At 40.0% G+C, this 22,013-nt stretch carries 22 protein-coding genes and 1 tRNA gene; 9 read left to right on the top strand and 14 right to left on the bottom strand.

Annotation, left to right across the window (positions count from 1 at the left end; genetic code table 11):
* Positions 1-15: 15 nt before the first annotated feature.
* Positions 16-237: an exodeoxyribonuclease VII small subunit gene (gene xseB / locus BV902_RS01670; protein WP_075990493.1), complete on the top strand. Its 222-nt coding sequence runs from the start codon at positions 16-18 to the stop codon at positions 235-237.
* Here the strand turns inward: xseB and BV902_RS27635 are convergent, their stop codons facing one another.
* From BV902_RS27635 to BV902_RS01630, 10 genes are all read right to left on the bottom strand, one after another.
* On the bottom strand, positions 238-441 hold the full coding sequence (locus BV902_RS27635; RefSeq protein WP_216640421.1) for a hypothetical protein: 204 nt from the start codon (positions 439-441) through the stop codon (positions 238-240).
* Positions 442-461: 20 nt separating this feature from the next.
* Positions 462-614 carry a hypothetical protein gene (locus tag BV902_RS27630; RefSeq protein ID WP_216640420.1) on the bottom strand — a complete coding sequence of 51 codons (153 nt, stop codon included), beginning with the start codon at positions 612-614 and terminating at the stop codon, positions 462-464.
* A gap of 47 nt (positions 615-661) precedes the next feature.
* On the bottom strand, positions 662-1,306 hold the full coding sequence (locus BV902_RS01660) for an MgtC/SapB family protein (RefSeq protein WP_075990492.1): 645 nt from the start codon (positions 1,304-1,306) through the stop codon (positions 662-664).
* Between the two features lie 85 nt (positions 1,307-1,391).
* Complete coding sequence (locus tag BV902_RS01655) at positions 1,392-2,105, bottom strand: pirin family protein (RefSeq protein WP_075990491.1); 714 nt, start codon at positions 2,103-2,105, stop codon at positions 1,392-1,394.
* Positions 2,106-2,203: 98 nt separating this feature from the next.
* Positions 2,204-2,950 carry an aspartate/glutamate racemase family protein gene (locus tag BV902_RS01650; RefSeq protein WP_075990490.1) on the bottom strand — a complete coding sequence of 249 codons (747 nt, stop codon included), beginning with the start codon at positions 2,948-2,950 and terminating at the stop codon, positions 2,204-2,206.
* A 56-nt stretch (positions 2,951-3,006) separates the two neighbouring features.
* Positions 3,007-3,990 carry a DUF4973 domain-containing protein gene (locus tag BV902_RS01645; RefSeq protein WP_075990489.1) on the bottom strand — a complete coding sequence of 328 codons (984 nt, stop codon included), beginning with the start codon at positions 3,988-3,990 and terminating at the stop codon, positions 3,007-3,009.
* A 15-nt stretch (positions 3,991-4,005) separates the two neighbouring features.
* Positions 4,006-6,063 carry a RagB/SusD family nutrient uptake outer membrane protein gene (locus BV902_RS01640; protein ID WP_075990488.1) on the bottom strand — a complete coding sequence of 686 codons (2,058 nt, stop codon included), beginning with the start codon at positions 6,061-6,063 and terminating at the stop codon, positions 4,006-4,008.
* Positions 6,064-6,074: 11 nt separating this feature from the next.
* Entirely contained in the window at positions 6,075-7,415 is a 1,341-nt protein-coding gene (locus BV902_RS28355) for a SusC/RagA family TonB-linked outer membrane protein (RefSeq protein ID WP_216640419.1), read from the bottom strand.
* Between the two features lie 26 nt (positions 7,416-7,441).
* The gene (locus BV902_RS28350; protein ID WP_216640418.1) at positions 7,442-9,163 is read right to left on the bottom strand and encodes a SusC/RagA family TonB-linked outer membrane protein; all 1,722 of its coding nucleotides are present in this window, start codon (positions 9,161-9,163) and stop codon (positions 7,442-7,444) included.
* A gap of 13 nt (positions 9,164-9,176) precedes the next feature.
* A complete protein-coding gene (locus BV902_RS01630) occupies positions 9,177-10,643 on the bottom strand; it encodes an IPT/TIG domain-containing protein (RefSeq protein WP_075990487.1) in 1,467 nt (488 codons plus the stop codon).
* A 638-nt stretch (positions 10,644-11,281) separates the two neighbouring features.
* On the opposite strand from BV902_RS01630, the gene BV902_RS01625 reads away from it, so the two are divergent.
* From BV902_RS01625 to BV902_RS01605, 5 genes are all read left to right on the top strand, one after another.
* Positions 11,282-11,632 (top strand): hypothetical protein, encoded by a 351-nt coding sequence (locus tag BV902_RS01625; protein ID WP_157625828.1) that lies wholly within the window; start codon positions 11,282-11,284, stop codon positions 11,630-11,632.
* A gap of 387 nt (positions 11,633-12,019) precedes the next feature.
* Positions 12,020-12,820, top strand: a complete 801-nt coding sequence (locus BV902_RS01620) for a class I SAM-dependent methyltransferase (RefSeq protein WP_237241906.1) — start codon at positions 12,020-12,022, stop codon at positions 12,818-12,820.
* Positions 12,821-12,984: 164 nt separating this feature from the next.
* The gene (locus BV902_RS01615; RefSeq protein ID WP_157625826.1) at positions 12,985-13,437 is read left to right on the top strand and encodes a hypothetical protein; all 453 of its coding nucleotides are present in this window, start codon (positions 12,985-12,987) and stop codon (positions 13,435-13,437) included.
* Positions 13,438-13,576: 139 nt separating this feature from the next.
* Complete coding sequence (locus tag BV902_RS01610) at positions 13,577-13,954, top strand: hypothetical protein (protein ID WP_172840625.1); 378 nt, start codon at positions 13,577-13,579, stop codon at positions 13,952-13,954.
* Positions 13,929-14,273 (top strand): hypothetical protein, encoded by a 345-nt coding sequence (locus tag BV902_RS01605; protein WP_075990483.1) that lies wholly within the window; start codon positions 13,929-13,931, stop codon positions 14,271-14,273. Before BV902_RS01610 ends, BV902_RS01605 begins: the two co-directional genes overlap by 26 nt.
* An 83-nt stretch (positions 14,274-14,356) precedes the next feature.
* Here the strand turns inward: BV902_RS01605 and BV902_RS01600 are convergent, their stop codons facing one another.
* From BV902_RS01600 to purD, 4 genes are all read right to left on the bottom strand, one after another.
* Entirely contained in the window at positions 14,357-15,235 is an 879-nt protein-coding gene (locus BV902_RS01600) for a hypothetical protein (protein WP_075990482.1), read from the bottom strand.
* 277 nt (positions 15,236-15,512) lie between these two features.
* The gene (locus BV902_RS01595; RefSeq protein WP_075990481.1) at positions 15,513-15,845 is read right to left on the bottom strand and encodes a hypothetical protein; all 333 of its coding nucleotides are present in this window, start codon (positions 15,843-15,845) and stop codon (positions 15,513-15,515) included.
* Between the two features lie 399 nt (positions 15,846-16,244).
* Positions 16,245-16,316 (bottom strand) — tRNA-Glu (locus BV902_RS01590).
* Between the two features lie 89 nt (positions 16,317-16,405).
* Positions 16,406-17,680, bottom strand: coding sequence for a phosphoribosylamine--glycine ligase (gene purD / locus BV902_RS01585; protein ID WP_075990480.1), 1,275 nt, complete (start codon positions 17,678-17,680; stop codon positions 16,406-16,408).
* 123 nt (positions 17,681-17,803) lie between these two features.
* Between purD and BV902_RS01580 the strand changes: the two genes are divergently transcribed.
* Genes BV902_RS01580 through BV902_RS01570 form a run of 3 tightly spaced genes read left to right on the top strand, consistent with a single transcriptional unit; the run spans position 17,804 to position 21,978 of the window.
* Positions 17,804-20,476, top strand: a complete 2,673-nt coding sequence (locus tag BV902_RS01580) for a carboxypeptidase-like regulatory domain-containing protein (RefSeq protein ID WP_075990479.1) — start codon at positions 17,804-17,806, stop codon at positions 20,474-20,476.
* Positions 20,477-20,512: 36 nt separating this feature from the next.
* Positions 20,513-21,277 (top strand): enoyl-CoA hydratase/isomerase family protein, encoded by a 765-nt coding sequence (locus BV902_RS01575; protein WP_075990478.1) that lies wholly within the window; start codon positions 20,513-20,515, stop codon positions 21,275-21,277.
* Positions 21,278-21,294: 17 nt separating this feature from the next.
* The gene (locus BV902_RS01570; RefSeq protein ID WP_075990477.1) at positions 21,295-21,978 is read left to right on the top strand and encodes a hypothetical protein; all 684 of its coding nucleotides are present in this window, start codon (positions 21,295-21,297) and stop codon (positions 21,976-21,978) included.
* Positions 21,979-22,013: the final 35 nt, after the last annotated feature.

The raw sequence follows: 22,013 nt of genomic DNA, 5'->3' as shown, positions 1-22,013 counted from the left end.
AGAAAGCATATCATAATGGAACAGAATTATACCTATACAGACGCCTTTAACGAATTGCAAACAATCGTAAGGGAAATTGAAAATGGCACAACAAATATTGATGAGCTCGCGGGAAAAATCAAAAGGGCTTCTGACCTCATTCAAGTCTGTAAAGCCAAGTTAACAGCGACGGAGGACGAGGTAAACAGTTTATTACAGAAAATATCCCCAGCTCAGGAAACGGATGATGACGAATAGTTAAACCAAACGACAAGACACATCAAGATCCTCGGTAAAATAATAACTGGCACATAAGCGGTGGTAACCATCTGCTATGATAAGTTTCCCATTTGCCCGAACCAACAGAATTGGAGATAACTTTTCCTTCTTCTTGATCTTTCTTAGATTTTCCTTGACGTGGCGATTGGTATCAGGAAGCAGCGGAAGTGCACTAGCCCGCAAAATATCCTTGGATTTCTTTTTTATCGTAGTTGCTCCTCTAAGTTTTCAACAAAGGCCTTACATTCTTCCGGAACAAATAAAAGCTCCAAATAATCGCAAGCTGCGGGGAAGTCATGTTCCTGGGGATCCGCTAACCAAAAAGCCTGTCCTTTTTCAATTTTAACTGTACTCATAATATAGCTATCATTTCCTAATACATTTCAGCTCATCCTAAAGCTTGCTAATATTGATAAGCCACGACCTGCCTATCACGGCGTACCGTTTCTACAAACTCCCGATGTTTGGTCACATTTCCCGTCAATCGCCAAATTGTATTCAAACTTTCTTTGTTATAGCGTTGACTGACAATGACTGCCTTAAAGCCCATGCTTCGGATTAACTGCTCGGTATGTTCAAAATCTGCCTCAGATGAGGTCTGCAGTTCATAGTCTTTTATCTTGTGATAATTGTCAATATAGGTTTGCAAATAAGTTAGCAGCGCTAAAATCATCAGAACCAAGCCTACACCAATAAACGCTAAAAATATATATCCAGCACCAACACACATACCCAAAGAAGCTGCAGCCCAAATTGTCGTAGCGGTCGTTATACCACTTACTTTATTGTCTTCTTTGAAAATCACGCCTGCTCCTAGGAAACCGATACCAGTAATAATGTTTGCCGCCAATCGATCTGGATTTGCCAATCCAATTTTTAATGAAAGAATAGTAAAAAGACAAGATCCAAAGCTCACCAATATAAACGTCCTCAAACCCGCGGATTTATTGCGATATTCACGTTCAATCCCAATCAGCAGACCTATTAAGACTGATAACATGATAAGTAAAACGTCACGCGATTCAAAAGGTTGTAATAGGCTATCCATGAGTTTATTTCTTCTTCATCCAATTTAAGAAAAATAGGGAGATCTATCAAATGATCTCCCTATTAAAGAATAGCTTTTCTTCGACCTAATACATTGGTACTTCAATTAGCAGTAATGATGTATCATAGTAAGCTTCAATCGCTATTTTTTCTGTTTCGTATAAACCAATGGCATCCCTTCTTGATAGCGTTTCATTTGCTACGCCGATCTTTCCTTCCAAAACAAAAAGATAAAGCCCATTTTGCTCCGAATGAACAGTATATTCTATCTTTTTACCCGCCTCGATGTCTGCCAAGTTAAAATATGCATCCTGATGTATGTGTACAGCATTGTTATCCATTTTATCCGGTGAAACAATCGTTGCAAATTTATTGTGCCGATCTAATTGAAGGTAGGATTTCTGATTGTATCTAGGCTCCAACCCTATTTCGTTGGGGATTACCCAAATTTGTAGAAATTTAACAAGATTCTTCTGATCGTTATTAAACTCGGCGTGCTGCACACCAGTACCTGCAGACATAATCTGCACATCTCCTGTATGGATCGTACAGCCATTGCCCATACTATCCTGATGTGCCAGTGCCCCCTCCAGTGGTATGCTAACAATTTCCATATTGTCGTGTCCATGCCGATCAAAACCTTGACCACCTTCCACCTGATCATCGTTCAATACCCTCAGGGCACCAAAATTCATCCTTTCGGGATCAAGATACTGTCCAAAACTGAATGAATGCGCACTTTTCAGCCAGCCGAAATCGACGTGGCCACGATCACCTTCCCGATGTATAATCTTTTGCATGTTGTCCTCCTTACTGCATAAGCTTCTAACTATCAAGGACAAAACCCATACCAACAGGAATATAAACCCAAAATCTGACAATTTGTCAAAAGAGAGGACTACAGTGGCTTTAATTTATCCGGAGCTAGCGCGTGAACAAGTGCACGCGCGAGAATTCTATTCGGGTCTATGATAGTCATCCCATTGTAATCCCGTTCAGGGATAGCCAAAGGTAACTCTGCACAACCCAAAATAATGACCTGCGCTCCTTTCTTTTTCAGATCATCCATGACCAACAATAGATCTTCCCTTGCTTTATTGGCAATCGGTACGGGTTGGGCCTTTATTCCATAATCTTCATCATAGATTGCATTATTTACCTTCTCTTGCTGCGGTCCTTCCGGCTCGACAACAACGAAACCTTTTCGAATAAATGCTTCCCGATATAAACTGCAGATCTGTTCTCCTGCGGTAGACAAAATCCCGACTGTCGTGTCGGGATAGTTTTCGTCTACAAATCGGACAGTCTCATAGACGATATGCAATAGCTTCAACGTGCTCCCCACACGAGCCATCTCATCTTGAACAACAGAAAAAATCGGTTCTGCATGTGCCGTATTGGACGGAATCGCCGCAATGGTCGCTCCGGCCATTTCAAGTTGTCTTAAAATTGCAGCGATAGCCTTACCGGGATTAACATTGGATTTATCCAATAAATACGCCGTTCGGTCAGAGATCAAATTTGGACATGAGAATAACAAGAGCGGCAAGTGTTCCTGATCGGATCTTGCCGCCGTCTCATCTATAATTTTCTTCGTAATATCCAAGCCGCCATAAGGGCCTAGTCCACCTACTATTCCAATCATAAAACTATTTTTATATCATAGATATAACCAATAGTCTTACAAATGGTTTGTAGAAATTACCATTCTATAGCTTGGTCCTCGTCAGGTATCTGCGTGTTCAATTTTCGTTCTAAAGTGAGAGATCCTGCGACTTTATAGCGGATTGGCACATTGGGAATCATCGTATAGTCTGTAAATTCATAATCGATATTATTGATTGTAAGCCAACGCCATTTCAAATAGGGCCGTACTTTATCCATTGCTTCTGACATGGTATAACTTGCATCTTTGTTCACAACAAACTTAATATTAGGATTATCCGAACGGAAAGTCACTGTACCCGTCTTAGTAAAGGTTGCGTATATCTTATAATTCCGCCTATCTTGTCTTTCCTCGTCAATATTTCCTGCATAGAAAAAAACAGTATTTTCATCGACGACATAACTCCGGATTTCGCTTTTTACGACCGGTGTCTCATTTTCTTGTCCCTCCATTCTAGTTAAGAGAGCTGCACCTGAATAATTGCCGGAATAATCGTTGAATGGATTAACCCGAAGTATTGCTTTCTTGTAATACTTTCGAGGATGTCCTTTATAGTTTGCAGATGGATCATCCATAATCGTCAGCGGCAACACCCATTTTTCAGTCATATCAATGCCTTTCAAAGAGAAATCTATTGCCAGTAAGCCCGTGTTTTCGCCCGAATTGATATTGACTGTCGCGGGAAACGAAAAATAATTGCTGCTTAATTGTTGGTAATAAAAGTCTTTTCGGTTTTGAAATCGTTCAAAATTCAGCACATTTAAGGTATCCGCATCAATTCCGACTCGAACCTCAAAATTTGATTCATTATTGGTTGATCCACTGACAATCAAAGGCTGTAAAAATGTGCTCTTCGCAGCATCCTTATAGCGAACATAAATATTGGAAACTCCATTGTTGTCCAAAGGAGCCTTAAAAGAAATATAATGTTCATATTGTTCTTCCTTCCATTCATCATTGCAGGCTCCAAAAATGAAGGGTATCAGCAATAGAATGAATTGTATATATAACTTGTTCATAAAACATCTATTTGGTTAATCGTTATAAGTCCATCCCGGATTTTGTGTTAAGTTTTTGTTGCGTTTAAGTTCGCTATGACTAATTGGCCAAAACCACATTTTGTCGGCAAAAGTGGTTTTTAAAGCCCATACCGCAACTGGCTGATGAAAAAGATCCCGATCTTTTTGATTCATGAGAATATTACAGCCATAGATGGGTAAAGCCTCTTCAACAGGAGCATCCATCCAACGACGCAAATCATAGTAACGTTGGCCCTCTCCCATAAGCTCGATAAAGCGCTCGCGCTTCAAGGTTTTTCTAAGCTCGACTTTACTACTGTATACATTTGCACTATAATCTGGCACGCCACCACGAATCCGTACAGGCTGTATCCCCTTTTTCATCTCTGCAATATCGCGGCTGATTGTGTAAACACCGCCTCGCCAAGATGGAATACTGTAGGACCCACCCAGCTCATTTAATGCTTCTGCATACATGAGCAGAATATCCGCATAGCGAATTGCTGGCTCTGCTTTCGGTACGATACGAGCCGTACTTCCCCCTTCATAAGTATCATTGGGATGGACAAACTTTTTAACACCGAAACCTGTGCGAAGCCAATAAGCATTGGACGAGTTAAACCCATTGCCCCTGTCATTATCGCGATAATAGAACACCTGCTGGTTCCGATTACGCTCTTGTGTTTCATTCAACAGCGTCCAGAAACTACCATTGAAAGCAACAGAAGCATAAAAACGAGGTTCGCGATTCGCATACTGTAAAGAGACTCCCGGGCGCAAGGGCTTGTATTTTCCCTTGTCATAATCTTCTTGCGATACATAGCCACTCAAGCGATTTGAACCATTTCCACGACCTATTTCTTTATCCATTCCCGGTATATCCAAACCATTATCCATATAGTAAGCATCTACAAGCTTTTGCGTCAGCCCGTGTGTGTTCCATCCCGTTGCCGAGCGCGGAAGCTGATGGGCAACCATAGCATCAATCCCCTCGTTCTCCTGATTGGTACCACGTGTGAAGATTAACTCAGGATTTCCAGAGGCTGGCAACGTACCGTCAAATACCTGAGCATAAGATTTAGCCGGGTCGATATTTGCCCAGCCATCGGGCCAGCTCTTTTCTGAAAAATTATTGTCTTTTGGTGGTACTACTGTAGCATCATTTCCTGTTGTTTGCAATCCTGTCCAATACAATTGATATACCCCTAGTTCCATTACGTCCCGTGCTGCCGCCGCTGCTTTTGCCCACTTCTCTTCGTTATATTCCGCAGACAGCAAACGTTTTCCTTTATTATCAATCAACCTCGCCCCAATACTTGTATTATTACCATTGGCCAGCGGGCTTGCTGCATACAATAAGGCTTTAGCTCGCGTTGCCAAAGCTGCACCTACACTCGGACGGGCGGAGCCATCTTGGCTTCTTTTCATACCCAAAGCCTCCATTTCTTTTGCCGCCAGCAGCATTTCAGTGCTGATATAATTGGCACATTCTTCATATGTATTACGTGGAACCGCCAAATTATCATAACTATCTGTATAGTCTAATCCCGCATCTGGCAGCACTGGAATGGGGCCATATTTACGAAGCAAAAGCCAGTAGAAATAAGCTCTTGCAAAACGTGCCTGCCCGCGATAGTCAGCAATTTCAGCAGCAGACATTTCAGTATTCATATAGATATTCTGAATAAAGGTGGTTGCATTCCGAATCCCACGGTAGCATTGCGCCCATGTGCCCTGTTTGTCATTCTCCGTATAGAGGCCCATCTTAAACATGTTGTAGGACAGTTCATTTTTTGATGGATCATAATCTTTATCGCGATCACCATAGTACATATCATCTGCAAAACAATGCGGAGTAAGCCCTTTACTTGCCACATCGGCATTTTCACCTTTGAATTCTAAAAATACATTTGCTAACCATTCTTCCGAATAGAGCTTGCTTTTAAAGACTTTCTCCGTTGTGAGGCGATCCTTGAAATATTGATCAGACTTTAAATAATCCTTTGTACAAGAAGAAATGACGCCTGTGCCAAGCAGAAGCATGAATACAATATATAATTTCTTATTTTTCATTTCTTTAAATTTTATAGGTTAACATTGACACCGAAAGTGAACGATTTTGGCAATGGATAATCTTCTCCCCTTGGGCTTGCCAGTTCTGGATCCCATAATTTGAATTTTGACCAGGTTACGAGATTGCTGCCAATGACAAAAAATCGAATGCTATTTGCCCGGATACGATTGGCCAGATGTTTGGGCAAGCTATAACCAATATCCACCGTTTTAAGTCGAAGATATTGGCCGTTACGCAGCCAAAAGGTAGACTCCCGAAAATTATTCGGATTAGGTCCATAACTAAGGCGAGGATATGAAGCATTTGGATCTTCTGTTGCTGGATTTCCAGAAATATCAGCTGAAATCCATCGATTATCGCCCATGCTACCTTTCATTACTTGGCCCCATTCTCCTTCGCTAAAGGCATATACGGTCTTGCCATAAGTAAAGAACGTGGATTTGCCTGCACCTTGAAAATGCACACTGATATCTAGATTTTTCCAGCTTGCTGACGCCCCCACACCATAGATTAGATTAGGTCTTCTAGTTGCACCGACAGCAACGCGGTCGCCATCATCGATAACACCATCACCATTTACATCTTTGTATTTAATATCGCCGGGTTGGTAGGTTCCGAAGGTTTGTTTTGGACTATTGCGAATGTCATCATAGTCTTTAAAAAGCCCCAAAGCGATCAATCCAACAGCTTGATCTACACGGTAGCCTTTTTGATTTTGATAACCATACACATTATTTTCTTCATCGATCGTCGTAATTTCATTTTTACTGTAAGTAATATTGCTTCGTCCTGTCAGATTAACTTCGCCCAATTTTCCCTTGTACTCCAAACGTCCATCAAAACCACGTGATTTAACCGCTCCCACATTTGCCCTTGGTGTACTTTCCAATCCCACCAAGCTTGGCAAATACCTACGCTCCATATAAATGCCGGTCCGTTTTTCATCAAAGAAATCCAAGTTGGCGATAACTTTATCCTTAAAGAGGGCGAGATCAAATCCCAGATTCTTCTTGACAGCCATCTCCCAGGTCACATAAGGTGACGCAACCTGACTATACCTTAAACCCGTATAATTCCGATCAACACCATAGTCTCCCCATCTGTAAACACTAGAAATACCAGAAATTGTATATAAATATGGAAAGCGTTCCAGATCATTTCCAATTTTAAGCTGATCGTTCCCCACTTTACCCCAAGAATAACGAATCTTGAACATGTTCATCCAAGGCATATTTTCCTTGATAAAAGTTTCCTCAGAAACATTCCAAGCCCCTGAAAATGCAGGGAAAAACCCATACTGCTGACCAATGGCAAAGTTCTCAGACCCATTATATCCGAAATTAAAATCCACAAAATAACGTGATTTCCAATTGTAGGTCACACGCCGGCCAACCCTTGATTACGTATCGCGATGCCGTTTTTAATATCATCTCCGAGATCGACCGTTTTGACAAGTGCGTCACGTGTAAATCTAGCGACCCCTCCAATATGGTGATCGCCAATATTTCGATCATAATTAAACATCATATCGTAGAATTCACGCCGGTCTCCTTTGGATAGACTGTATTGGTACATTTCTCTCGGGTCTGATATATGTCTATAAACTATTTCGCCGTTTTCATCTCTTGCGCGTTCGGCGAGCCATTGCTCCGGCCATTTTCGTCGCTGTATGTTATTTTCGTTAAACGTGTCGTAGCCGACAATTCCACGAAAACGAAGACCTTTTGTAATAAAATCGAAATTCTGTTCGAGGGTAATATTGGTCTGTACTTTATTTGTCCAGTTCTCATTGAAACCTGTTTGTGTTGCCACTACCCATGGATTTGTCATATTGCCTTCGCCAATTGCAGGTACCCGGCCATCAGAATACATTATTGGGGTTCTTATGGGGGAATATCCAAATAATACTCCCCAAAAGAAATCATCACCTAGTCCAGGGCTATTCCTTTTACTGAGATCTCCAGCCACACCAACCTTAAGCAAAGTCGATTTTGTTATATCGATATCGGTATTTAGACGATAGTTCCAACGTCTAAAATTTGCATTTGTATTATAGTCCTTGCGTAAAGCTTCGTCTGTTTTATACATCCCGCCCTCATCAACATAGCTTCCTGACACAAAATAACGGGCAGTTGGTCCACCTCCACTTAAATTTAAATTAGCACGGTAAGTCATCGCTCCTTTTTTGAGCAACAGGTCTTTCCAGTTCACATTCGGATAAAGATCGGGGTCTAAGCCCAACCGTAAGATTTCGAGCTCCTCAGGCTGATAGACCGGCGCATTGTTCCGGGTAACACGTGCTTCATTCAGCAAGTTTGCATAGGTTACACCGTCCTCAAATTCAGGCGTAATGGTACGTGTATTGTAGATATTTTCATCTTTTATATTGATGCTAATTTTACCCTCTTTACCATGTTTGGTTGTAATTAAAATAACGCCATTAGCTCCTTTAGAACCATAAATTGCCGTTACAGCTGCATCTTTGAGGACAGTAATGGTAGCAATATCCTCGATGTTGATATCATTGATATCCCGTTCTATATTATCAACCAGCACCAGCGCAGCGGTTCCACCGCCAAAAGTCGAGATCCCACGTATCCAAAATTCAGAAATGTTCTTACCTGGTTGACCAGACTGCATCATAGCCATCACCCCAGGGACATTTCCGGCGAGAGCATTTGTAATGCTGGATGTAGGATTTGATTTCATGGTCTCCACATCTACTGTACTTACAGCTCCTGTTAAGGTGAGTCTTTTTTGCGTACCTGTACCCGTTACAACAACCTCATCTAAAACACTCGTTTCCGCTTCCAGCAGGGTTACGTTGACTGTCAAATTATCTTTTACCAAAACCTCCTTTTTTTGATAGCCAACAGAAGAAAAAATAAGGGTTTTATAGCGATCAACCTTGATTTTATAACGTCCATTATTATCGGTTACCACGCCCCATCCCGGAGCATCTTTTACCGACACGCTCACACCAACCATAGGTGTCTTCTGAACATCGGACACAAGGCCAATAACCTCCACGCTTTCTTGGGCCATGGTTAGGCCAATTACCGTGAGCAGTAGCGTACATAGCAGTAATAATCTTTTCATAATTCTTTTTATTTTATTGGTTTTGGCTAGCTTGATCCATCTCTTCCAGCGCAATCTTACGAATACGACGATTGGCTTGATCTCCAATATAAAACGCACCTTCAGCTTCATCATAGGCAATACCTGAAGGGCGATCAAAACGTGCTTCTAAACGTAGATCCCCATTGACATAGCCATAAGGATTACTATTGAGGCTAGAACTTCCCCTACCTGCAAAGGTTGTAACACTTGCTTCAGGGGTTAAAATCCGAATCGCATGATTCATCTGATCTGTAAAATAGAAATCATACGCGTCATTCTTACCTGCATCAACATAGGCTTGATTTTTTACAAATACACCTTGATAAGGATTATTTAGGCGCGCTGAAGAGCCTACGCCATCTTGATAACCATACGCTCTAATTTGACCACATACGAGGTAGGGCTGTGTAAATCGTTTCTTTTCCCAGTTGTAGTTTACACGGAGAATATAGCCTTGATTAATGACAACGATATAAGCATAGTTGCCCGTTGGATGAATGAAAATCTTGTACTCCCATTGTGGATCATGCACAACAAATAACGTTTCATAATCTTTGACACCTAAACCTTCACTAAAGTATTTATTGAGGTCAAATCGAAAAAATTGACCCTTTTCATAGCTATTGAAATACATCTCTCCATTCACCGGATGGATTGAGGCGCCATTACACTGTTTATAAGTAGTTAGAACTTCCCTATCCTGCCAATTTTTGTCACGCGATAAGCGATATGTTGCCCGGTCATTCTCGCCGCCGCGATCCTCAGCAATAATCATATACTTCTTATCTAAAGTAAAATCAACACTACGTGGACGATCAAAATCCGAACGTTTTTTCGTGATGGTACTATCCTCAAAATTGACAAGGTATAACCCATTATTATTGTCAAAGGTCATCCAAAGATGCTTAGGATTGGCAGGATCAAACTTCATAAAAGAAGGCTCCCAAAACCCGCTTGCCATTTTATTTTCGTCTGCGTCCTTGAATTTCCCATCCCGCCAGGGTTCATCACCACGCGCATTTCTGTAGCCCGCTAGTGTGGACACAACCATCTTGCGTTGATAATCGAATATTTTCTCAGCTTTACCTACAACTTGCTTGTCCTGATTACCGACGCGGACCTCAATATCCCCCTTAAATGCCTGTTTAGGTACAAGGCAATACAGAGATTCTCCTAAGGCATTGACAACGACAGCCTGTTTTCCGCCGATAAAGACCGCTACATTCTTCGGGTCATTACCAAAGTTTTTACCGTAGATTACTAGACGTTGACCTACCCCGCCAGATGATGGGGCAAAGTCAGAAACGACAACAGGTTGGGAAGGATCAAAAGGGATCCCCTCGTTGACACTGACAGGCTTATCATTTTTACAACTTACAACGCTTAAACTTAGCCCGACAACAGCCCAGATTAATCGATACAATAGCCAGCTAAAGCCCGCTGCTTGTTTAGTTTTCATAAGATATTATATATTGGTTAGAATTTATTCTATAAACTTTACTATATCAGCATCGTCGAATCTCGATTCGCTGACTTTGCGATATATTCCTTAAAATTTCTTTAACATCACTGCTATTTATAGGATAGTTTTAGGACGAACGGATCGATACCCGCCCTATTATCAGGCGAACACTTTGTTTTAATTTCCACATAATTGGTTACTTTTATATAAAGCTAAATGGTATTAGCCCTCTTAAGCTAAAAAAAGACTTTATGACAATTGCTTCAAAGTCTTCCTGTTTTCAAAATTACTTTTCTAATTATTTTCTTTTTTAAACTAACAATAGCTGTCGACCTTAATCCTTTTTCATTTCGACGGTTTGTCTACTCTTCTTTTTACCGAGGAAATGAATGGATAAATTCTATCTTGACTTTCTAAATGCTTCTCTAAGGTTTTCTTTCTATAATTGATTACTCAAATTTAGGGATTGTAAAGATTCTGATACTATAGAATTATCTCAATAAACTGCTTATTTGTATCAACAAAGTGATGCTATTAAACTGTGTATTTTCCGAATACTCAGCAAATCATTCCAATCCCTCAACCTTATTCGCAGTTTCAATATATGTTGAGCATTTTCGATTTATAAACTATAAATGATGAAAAGGTTACTCTTAATATTTTTATTAATTCACATATTCAGAGCTTCAGCACAAGACCCTCAGGGGAATGACTATTATTTTGGAGAAAATTTTCATTTTAATGGCTATTCTACAGATAAACGGACGATGGTAAGAAGTGATATTGTCTTTGTAAAATTCGATAAATATATATCGCATATCTTCAAGGACTTTCACAACAACAAAACATTGCCGGGCAAAGGCTTAATGCAAATGCCTAATTCACCGATTCTTTTAGGCATAAAACTAAACCCGCAGCTCAAAAACTTTATCTCGCCTAAGATTCAAAATCCTTTTAGGACCTATCATAGAGCAAGCAGAAGCTAGGCAGAGCCCTACTTTTCTTGCCCTATTTACCTAAAATGGGGTTAGAGTATCCTCCGGGGATACTCTCTTCGCTTAATGACACCATTAAGCCTCTTTTTAGTATACCGCCCAGTATACTTTAAGCCAGATTTGAATTTAACAGCGATAAGCTATATATCCAATAGGCTAATTATCCAGATAAATGCCCTATAAGCAAGCATACCATCGAATATATATAGCTCCGATATCTCAATAATTATAAATTGTATTCCAGTATTTTAATTTAACTGTAGCGTTCGTAAATAATTATCCGTTTATATAAATAAGACTAAAGAAAGGTTAAGCTCAAGAAAAGAATATTTATTTGTCTGATCAATATCAGATGATGCAACTACTATAAACTTAATCATGGAAAATAATTTGCGAAAACAGGATCAATTCAATGAACATAGCTATGACCTCCATGCCAATTGGTATAATACCCTATATCCAGAAAAAGAACAAAAAATAAAAGTAATCAAGTCACTAAATAGCTATAAAGGAAGTATAAATCACTGGCTCCAGGAGCTTTTTTTCAAATGCCTGGAACCTTTCACCAAGGATAAGAATGCGAAATGGCTTACCCTTGGTGATGCTTATGGACATGACGCCCGCTACCTGCTTGACCAAAATATCCATAATGTTACCGCTAGTGACCTAGATGACAGTTTCCTTAAAGTTTCCCATGAACAAGAGTTTATCAAGGATTTCTCCGCCCAAAACGCTGAATCATTAACGTTGGAAGACAATAGTGTCGATTATATACTCTGTAAGGAAAGCTACCATCATTTTCCAAGACCCTACGCAGCTCTTTACGAAATGATCCGGGTAGCCAGAAAAGCCATTATAATTATTGAACCGCAGGATCCGATATCAAAGATGCCTGCCTTATTATATTTAGCCAACCTATTGGGAAGGATCAACGACAGGATGATCAATAAGATCTGGAAAAATAGGTTCTCCCATGAAACGGTGGGAAACTTTATCTATAAGGTGTCAGAACGGGAATTTGAAAAATTTGCTGCCGGACTCAATCTTCCCTTGATTGCTATTAAAAAACTCAACCCCAACTTTTGGTTTCCGGGGAGTGAACATATCAAAGCTGACAGGAAGGAGAAGGTTTTCAGGGGTATTCTTTTCAGAAAGAAAATACGTGATTTTTTTTTCTAATTGGGGAATCTTGCCCAGCCAGACGCTTTCCATTGCCGTCTTTAAGAATATGCCCAATGAATCCCTGAAGAAATCCCTTACCAAGGAAGGATATAGATTGGTCGAGATCCCGAAAAACCCACATATTAAAAATCCATCTTATTAATCCCTTAGAGAAGATAGCTATGAAAAATTATTCTATTTTACTTTTATTATCATTGATTTTTGTTTCCGCGAATTCATGTAAAAAGGAGAAGACCATTTGCGGGCAATTGGACATGTTGGTACTGACTAAAATAAATTATCTGGACAAAGACGGAAAGGACCTTCTCTTCGGAGATCATCCATCCTATCCCGCAGAGGACTTGAAAATCTATCAAATATTGCCCAACGGGCAGAAGTTAGAGGTATATTTCAGCATCAACAGAAATGAGAAATTTATAGCTGTAAATATAGACCGTAGTGAAAGCGGAACATTTTATATAGAACTAAAACCGGACCTGATAGACAAAATAACATTTAGAAATGAAGCCGATAAAAACATCCCCTGCAGCGCAATGTTATTAAAAGAACTAAAACATAATGATATTGCCGGTCAATATGACGAAAAGACTCAGGTTTGGATTTTTACAAAATAGAACTAACAAATAAAACCCTAACATGATTAAATTAGATATTCCATACAGAATATGGATTGCACTGTTCACCTTTATTTTTTTGATGGGCTGCAAAAAAGAAGAACAGAAAACATTTGATTTCATACTGCCGACAAACACAATGGAAGCTCCTTTAAATAGCCAGAGTTATCTTCCCATAGTCCGCGGAAACAGTGACTATTCCATTAAAATCGAGAATAGCGATATAGCTACGGCTGATTTTATGGGAGGTGGTAGCCTAAATTTTGGGTCGATCATTATTTCGGGAAAGAAAAAAGGAGAAACAATTATGTCAATAACCGACAAGGTAACCGGAACGGTCGAAGAAGTAAAGCTTAAAGTTACCGATTTTTATCTTCCATTGGTCATTTCGAATAGTAACCACCCTGCGCTGTTACAGAACATGCGGTTTTACTTAGTTAATAATGAAAAAAAAAGATGCCTTTTTCTTTCTGGAAAAGGATGGAAAATTAGTGCTACAGCAAAAGGGGAGCTATGAATTTTTAAGCGAAGAGGAAAGTGGGACCAAGATTCCCTATCTGATCTTACGCTATACTTCGGATAAAAACGGGCATTTTACGGGGACAACTGAGTCCTCTGTGATCCATAAAATCGACCTAAGGGGAAGCAATGGACAAGTGTATGAACTTTTCCGTTTGGCTTTCGGTGTTAATTGGGGCTTAGATCCCGTTCCTGGAACAAAATCTTCCCCAATAACCAGAATGCAGATCATTATGAAAGAGGCGGGATCAAATTTTGGCGTACAGGCCTATTTGGACTCTTCGAACTGGAAAGATTACATTCCATCCGATATTTAGGGAAATGAAAGAGGCAAGTTCATTTAGCTAATGTATTATCTGGGAAGCAGATTTATTTTGCTTCCCGATTTTCGTCATGTGAATCAATCCAGAATTCCTTGGGCAATCTTCAGATGATGAAAATAAGGATACAGGTACATCTCCTCTGTTAGGTCCACACGCTCTATTTCCGGATAGGCCTTCTGAAAATCTGCAGTAAAATCCTTTGAAAGATAAAGATGCGGATATGGATTCTGCGGATTGAAATCCTTTGGCCCTGCTAAAATACCATTTGAAAAATTCTTCAAAATGGAATAGCTTGACGTACCTTCCGGTATTCTAAAGTCTACTGTTCGCTTGTTATCTCCGTAAGAGAGAAGTAAATGCCCAAGCTCTCCTTCAAAGCTAATCCTATAGCTTCCAGATGTCAATACTTCACCGTTTGCCAGATCATTTTCATTGCCGAAAACCAAAAAATTACCTCCTTGCAGAACAAGCAGTTCGTCTTTCCCAAAGAAGTCGACATTGTATGCAGCTCCTTCTTTCACTTCTTTTCGGATAGCATTATCTTTACCATATGGAGCGCCTAAAACTCCACTGATGAGCCCTATGGCTCTCATTGTCAGATACGGAGCGACCACGTGGATATTTAGCTCTTTTTTCTGACCTGTAATTTCATCCCTGATGATCAGTGTCGAGTGTCCTTTATTAAGTCCCTTAATATGGATATTCCCCGATGGCCAGGCATCCTCATTGATATCCACTACAAAATTATCATCATCAGGAGACTGGATGGAGTATCTATTGTTTCCTGTCTGTATATCAATGGATATTTCATTCCCGGAGGTTACATAATAAGATTCCAGTTGAAATTTGAGGTCTTGCGTTTCAGGCTGCTTCTCTTTTTTGCAGGACGACACAAAAATAATCGCAATCAATGCCATTCCGAAATTTCGCAAAAGGATAGAGGTTGAAGATTTCATAATGAAGTATGACTATATTAAATTAAATTTTATCAGTATCCTTCCCCAGCGATCTAAACCTAGAAATATGGCAGAAAGGAATGATCATATAAAGATTATTAACTGTAAAGTTATGTATTAAAGACTTATATTTCAATAAACGTTAAAAATGATAATCCGCTACAATAGTGAATATTGGGTCGCCAAATGGGGTGTAGAGTAAGCGTGCTTTTCTAGAAAATGTATGAAACAAATTTTGGATAAATGCTAAAACTCCTATGACAGGCGAAAATTCCATCTAGCCAAAGGCCAGATGGTTTCCGGTTTCTATATTGGGTTTGAATCCATTGCCAAGCAATGCTTCCATCTGCATATTATGTTCTCTAAAAACGTCAAGGAATTGCTTTCGCTTGATACCCTTTCCCTGAAACCGCAGCTTAATGGACTCCGCTGTAATTTCCTCTGCTGCCGCAACCATAACCGCATGGACCGTACTTACTTTAGTTACGAGGGTTTCAAGACAGCTGTTCAGGATCTTTACTGCTTCGGTAGTTCCCTTCGCACGGTTGGCTTTGGAGTTCCATAGGTGGATCGCGTTCCCGTCCAGTGGCAACGTCTTTTGGGATACCATCTACGGTAATCCGAATGTAGATCGGCTTGGGACCGTTAACATAATTTTTAGGTTTCTTCAGATAGAAGAACAAGGAATAATTTGTACTCATAACAACGTCATTTAAGTGAAACAAACCGAGCCGCCTTTGCGGCGAGCTCTGCATCACCACTGAAAAACAGATTTCAGCGATGCAAAATTAGCCTTGCAACTAAAACGGGGCAAGATGTTTAAATTTTGAACATATTGATAATCAAAATGTTAAACACTTTTCAGTGAGTAAGCACATTCGATAAAATGACTCACTGAATGACTCACTTTTTTATTGGGAATTATTATAGGTTTTGTAAATGCTGAAAAACAAAAAATCCTGCAAACGTTTAATTTGCAGGATTTTGTATGTTTTGACTTTTAGATGTGTAGCCCGTAGGGGAATCGAACCCCTGTTTCAAGAATGAAAATCTTGCGTCCTAACCCCTAGACGAACGGGCCGTTTTATGCAACTCCAATAACATTGTTGTTTTTGGAGTTGCAAATATAGACCTTAAAATCAGTATTCCAAAAAAAAAATTAAATATTTTTTAAACAAGGTCGAAACCGATATCTCTTCTGAAGTATTTCCCTTCAAAATATATTCTTCCAGCATCTGCAGTTGCCTGTTGAAGGGCTTCAAACAGTGTATCTTGCAATGTGGTAACAGCAATTACACGTCCGCCTGCAGTAACGATCTTACCACCCACCTCTTTCGTACCTGCTTGAAATACGATGGATTCTTTCACGTTTTCAATATTGACGATCTCTTTTCCCGACTCATAATCTCCAGGATAACCTCCCGCAACCAACATCACCGTTACGGCAGTTTTAGGAGATACCGTATACGAACGTTGATCCAAATTGCCTTGTGCAACACCTTCCAGTAAATCCAATAGATCCGATTCAATACGAGGCAATACGGACTCAGTCTCCGGATCTCCCATACGAACATTATACTCGATGACATAAGGTTCTCCTTCTACATTCATCAGACCGATAAAAATAAATCCTTTATACGGAATACCATCTTTTTTAAGTCCTTCAACTGTTGGTCTGATAATACGCTCTTCTACTTTATTTAAAAATGTCTCATCTGCAAAAGGAACCGGAGATATCGATCCCATACCACCCGTGTTTAGGCCTGTATCCCCCTCTCCAATACGTTTGTAATCTTTTGCAGAAGGAAGCACTTTATATGAATTCCCATCTGTCAAAACAAAAACAGACAATTCAATTCCTTTTAAGAATTCTTCAACAACCACAACTCGGCTAGCTTCTCCAAACTTTGAATCTGCGATCATCGCTTTTAGCTCCGCTTTAGCATCTTCCAGCGTCTCGCAGATCAACACCCCTTTGCCTGCAGCTAAACCATCGGCCTTAAGCACAATCGGCAATTTTTGCGTTTCAAGGTAAGCCAATCCATCTTCCAATGATGTTGCATCAAACGATCTTGAAGCAGCCGTAGGTACGCCATGGCGATCCATAAATTGCTTTGAAAAATCTTTTGAGCCTTCCAATTGAGCCCCCTCTTGTTGTGGCCCTATTACCGGGATATCTTTTAAATCTTCCCGATTTAAAAAATAATCATGAATACCTTTTACCAAAGGTTCTTCGGGACCGACGAGCACCATTTGCACGTTATTCTCCAAAACGAAGGAAGCAATAGCAGCAAAGTCAGTAACTTTAATATTTACATTCTGACCATACGCACCTGTTCCAGCATTTCCTGGAGCAATAAACAATTGATCTAAACGTGGACTTTTCGACAACTTATAGGCGAAGGCGGATTCACGACCTCCTGAACCGATTATTAGGATATTCATAACACAAAGATATTTTTTTTATGCTAATTTTAAGGTATCAGATCGTTTAAAATGAGACTAATATTTTGATTTATAAATTGATTAAAGGAAAATATTTTCTAATTTTCATAAAACATTAGTCATATGTACGCTAAATTACTGCTGTTAGTAAATTGCCTCCTATTCGCTTTGTTGGCGTCGGCCCAGATCGATCAGACGTTGCAGAAACTGGATACTTACCATGCGCAGCACATCAAGGAAAAAATCTATCTCCATTTGGACAAAAATGATTATTCGGCCGGAGAAACCATTTGGTTTAAATTATACTGCACCACCGCCCCTTTTAATTATTTGAGCAACATGAGTAAAATTGCTAATGTAGAATTGATATCTCCAACCAATAAGATCATCAAAAGTATCAAAATTCCAATTACACTCGGTCTAAGTATAGGCGACTTCAATCTGCCGGACACCTTGGAAGAAGGCTCATATCGCGTTAGATCATTTACCAGATGGATGCAAAATGACTCTGTAGCCAATTTCTACGAACGCGTCGTTCCCATTACAAATGGTCGATCTGATAATATCATAACGAGAAGTGAACTGGTCAAAAACGGAACAGAAAACTTGTTCCAGATTAATCTCAAAACCATTCAGGGAGCCCCACTGATTAATAACAGCATCAGTTATACCCTACAACCTAACAACAATAAAGAAAAATCCGGCCGATTAAAATCGAATGATAATGGAACAATAGCTTTGGAATTGAAAGATGACTTTAAAGGCGGAACACTGTCTCTACAATTTCTTTCTCTGGATAAAAGACGTATTCTCAAAAGTTTTGTTATCCCGGATCCAAACAGCCAAAATAGCATTCAAATTTTTCCCGAAAGTGGCGAACTGGTCAGCAACATATTATGCAAGACAGGATTCAAAATCCTTTCTCCTGCTGGATTGGGAAAAAAAGCCAAAATAACCGTGGTGGAAGAAAATCAAACGACTATTGCAGACTTTGAAACAAATTCACTGGGGATGGGAAGTATACCACTCGTCTTACAGGCAGGAAAAAAATACGTCGCTACAGCCCTTTTCGAAGATGGATCGTCAACAAGTGCTTCTTTACCCCCTGTTCAAAATTCCGGATATGTTCTAACCGTAAATTCAGTACTAAAGGATAAGATTGCAGCACAACTTTCCGCTACTGCAGACTTGGCCAATGGCAAAGATATTTATCTGGTAGCCCAATACAATGGCCTTGTACTTCATGCCGCTAAGCAGAAATTAAATGGAACGGAGATCTTATTCAATATCCCCAAAAAAAACCTACCTTCTGGAGTTTTACAATTATCCATCTTAACAGATCAAATGGTTCCTATTGTGGAAAGATTGGTGTTTAATTACAATACGACATCGACCTTACTTCCTGTCTCCATAGAACTCAACAAATCCAGCTTCACAACACGCGATAAAGTGATTGCTGATCTTTCCGTTAAATATGATGATAGTGACACCACTAGGTTTGCTGCGCTCTCCGCATCAGTGGTAAACCTCAGCAAGGTTGATTCCACGACAAACCGTTATTATTCATCTATTGTCTCGGAGCTCCTATTGAAATCTGATCTTCGTGGCTTTATTGAACGGCCCAATTATTACTTTGAGGATTTAACGAACATTAAACTGACAGAGCTGGACAATCTTATGTTGATCCAAGGTTGGCGCAAGTTGGACTGGAAGAATTACATAAGTACATCAACAACTTCGTTCCTTCCTGAAAAAGGACTTACCATCGCTGGGACCATCAAGAAAACGGCCCGAAAGGCTGTGGTTCCAAATGCCAAAGTAACCCTAATACCGACGAGCAATATGTTGCTGAGTGTAGATACGCTGACAGACAATAATGGCCGATTTTCATTTGACGAACTTTTATTTGCAGACAGCGTCAAGTTTATTGTGACAGGTGATGGCCCTAAGGAGAAAAAAAGAGTTGATATTGTTATAGACACCCCACTCACCCCCCCTCCAAATACGAGTAAAGATCAACCATTACTGGTTAATGACATCAATACCACGCTGCTTACACAACTGAAAAATAGCCAACAATTCCTTGGCGAATTGGAAGCTGCGGGCATAATACAAAAGAGCATTCGGTTGGAAGAGGTACAGGTCAATAGAATACGAACAAATAAAGCTGACAAGAACTCCAGAAACCTCAATGGATCAGGAAATGCCGATCAGGTCATCTCTGCGGACGAATTATCCGGCTGTGCTACTTTTGCTCAATGCCTCAATGGACGGCTAAATGGTGTTATTTTTCGAAATGGAATCCCTTATAGCACAAGATCGATGAATAGTCCGATGCAAGTTGTTCTCGATGGAATGTATATTGAACCCGAACAAATAGATATGATTAACACTGCCGACATTGCGAGTGTTGAAGTCTTGCGTAGTATTGGAAACACGGCGATTTATGGCATGTACGGAGGCAGCGGCGTTATTGTGATTACCAGTAAATCCGGAGATGCGATTGCTTCATCTTATACCCCTACAGGAATTCTAACGATCACGCCAAAAGGGCTATATGTGCCCCGAACCTTTTTCAAACCCCAATATGATGCCACAGTCCAACATAAGCTTACACGCGATCTACGGACAACAATCGCATGGGAACCGAATCTGATCATACCAAAAGATGGGAAAACGCATTTCGAATTCTTTACTTCTGACGAACCTGGGACTTACAAACTAACCGTTGAGGGAATAAGCATGGATGGCAAGATTGCTCATCTTGAGTATTTAATAGAGGTAAAACCACAATAGCAGTGCAAACAAATCGTTAAATTTAAAGACAAGGTTATGGAACATATTAAAACCAAAATAGAAGATCATATTTTAAGTATTTTCCTCGACAGGGGAAAATCAAATGCCATCGACACACAGCTATTGAAGGAACTGATAGATACCTTAGCATCTTCCCAGCAAAATGAAGCCATTTATGGTGCAATATTGATTGGCAAGGAGAACTTCTTTAGCGCGGGACTCGATCTAATTACCTTATTCCAATACGATGAAGAACAGATTCGGGAATTCTGGAATTTATTCTTGGAGGCGACATCGCTACTGGCCGGTTTTCCAAAGCCAATAGTTGCCGCAATATCTGGTCATAGTCCCGCTGGGGGCTGCGTACTGGCGCTCTGCTGCGATTATCGCATTATGGCCGAAGGGAATTTTGTGATTGGCCTTAATGAAATTCCAGTCGGACTCATCGTCCCTGAAAGTATATTTCAGCTTTATGCATTTTGGATCGGAAAACGGAATGCTTATCAGAATTTGCTCGAAGGTAAATTGCTTTCTCCTGTAGATGCAAAAACACAGGGTCTTATCGATGACATTGTTCCCGCTAATATACTCTTCAATACCGCAACAAAAAAGATAAAGCAGATCACGCAGTTCAACCAAAAGACCTGGCAGACATCCAAATTGAACTTCCGAAAGGAAATAATCCTTAAATTGCGCGAGAATAGAGAAGAGACAATCCAGCGCATCCTCGAACAATGGTGGCTTCCGTCAACGCGCTCTATTCTAAAGTCAATTATTGAAAACTTGACTTCAAAGAAGTAATATTAAACAAAATCATCATGAGAAATCTCTTTTTCTTTATTCTTATTTGTCTCACTGCAAGCACAATCTCCTGCAGAAATAGTAAAAAAGAAGATAAGGCTGTAAAAATCGTACAGGATTCAATTCCTGTGGATACCCTACAAAAACCTGACACGACTGAAAAGGAAGTAAAGAAAGAGAACTCCGAAACGCTGGAGGAGGTACTGGAGAAACTTGCCAAGGCATATTCAGAGCAGGACAGTAAAACAATAAATTCCTATATACATCCCAAATTGGGAATTTATATTATTTATCGTCCAGGCGCGCTAGACTCTTATGTACACCAAAACAGTTTTAATTTTTCTAAACCCGTGCCAGAGTACCATTCTTATGAAAAGTTAACGTACAAGGGCCCTTTGAAGTCCGGAAAACTACCTATTTTTGATTGTGGTACGATGAAGTGGGATAAAGCCGGATTCTATTATGATAAAAAGTCCCGCCCCAATGAATTATCTCAAACAGCAAAGTTCATGAATGAAATTCTTGACGCCAAAATTAATAACACTGAATTACAGCGACTAAGAAATATAGAATCCAAAAGTTATAGAGCCATTATGACCTCCAATGAGCATGAAGAACCCTTTGTTTTTCATGTGACAAAAGAGGGAGAAAAATGGTATATTACAGTCATAGACCGCGCTTATGCCGGATGTGATGCATAATATGTTGCACATTTTAGTAGCCAAACTTAACGTTA

This window comes from Sphingobacterium sp. B29 (assembly GCF_001952815.1).
GTDB classification, from domain to species: Bacteria; Bacteroidota; Bacteroidia; order Sphingobacteriales; family Sphingobacteriaceae; genus Sphingobacterium; species Sphingobacterium siyangense.
This window is presented reverse-complemented; position numbering and strand designations above follow the sequence as displayed.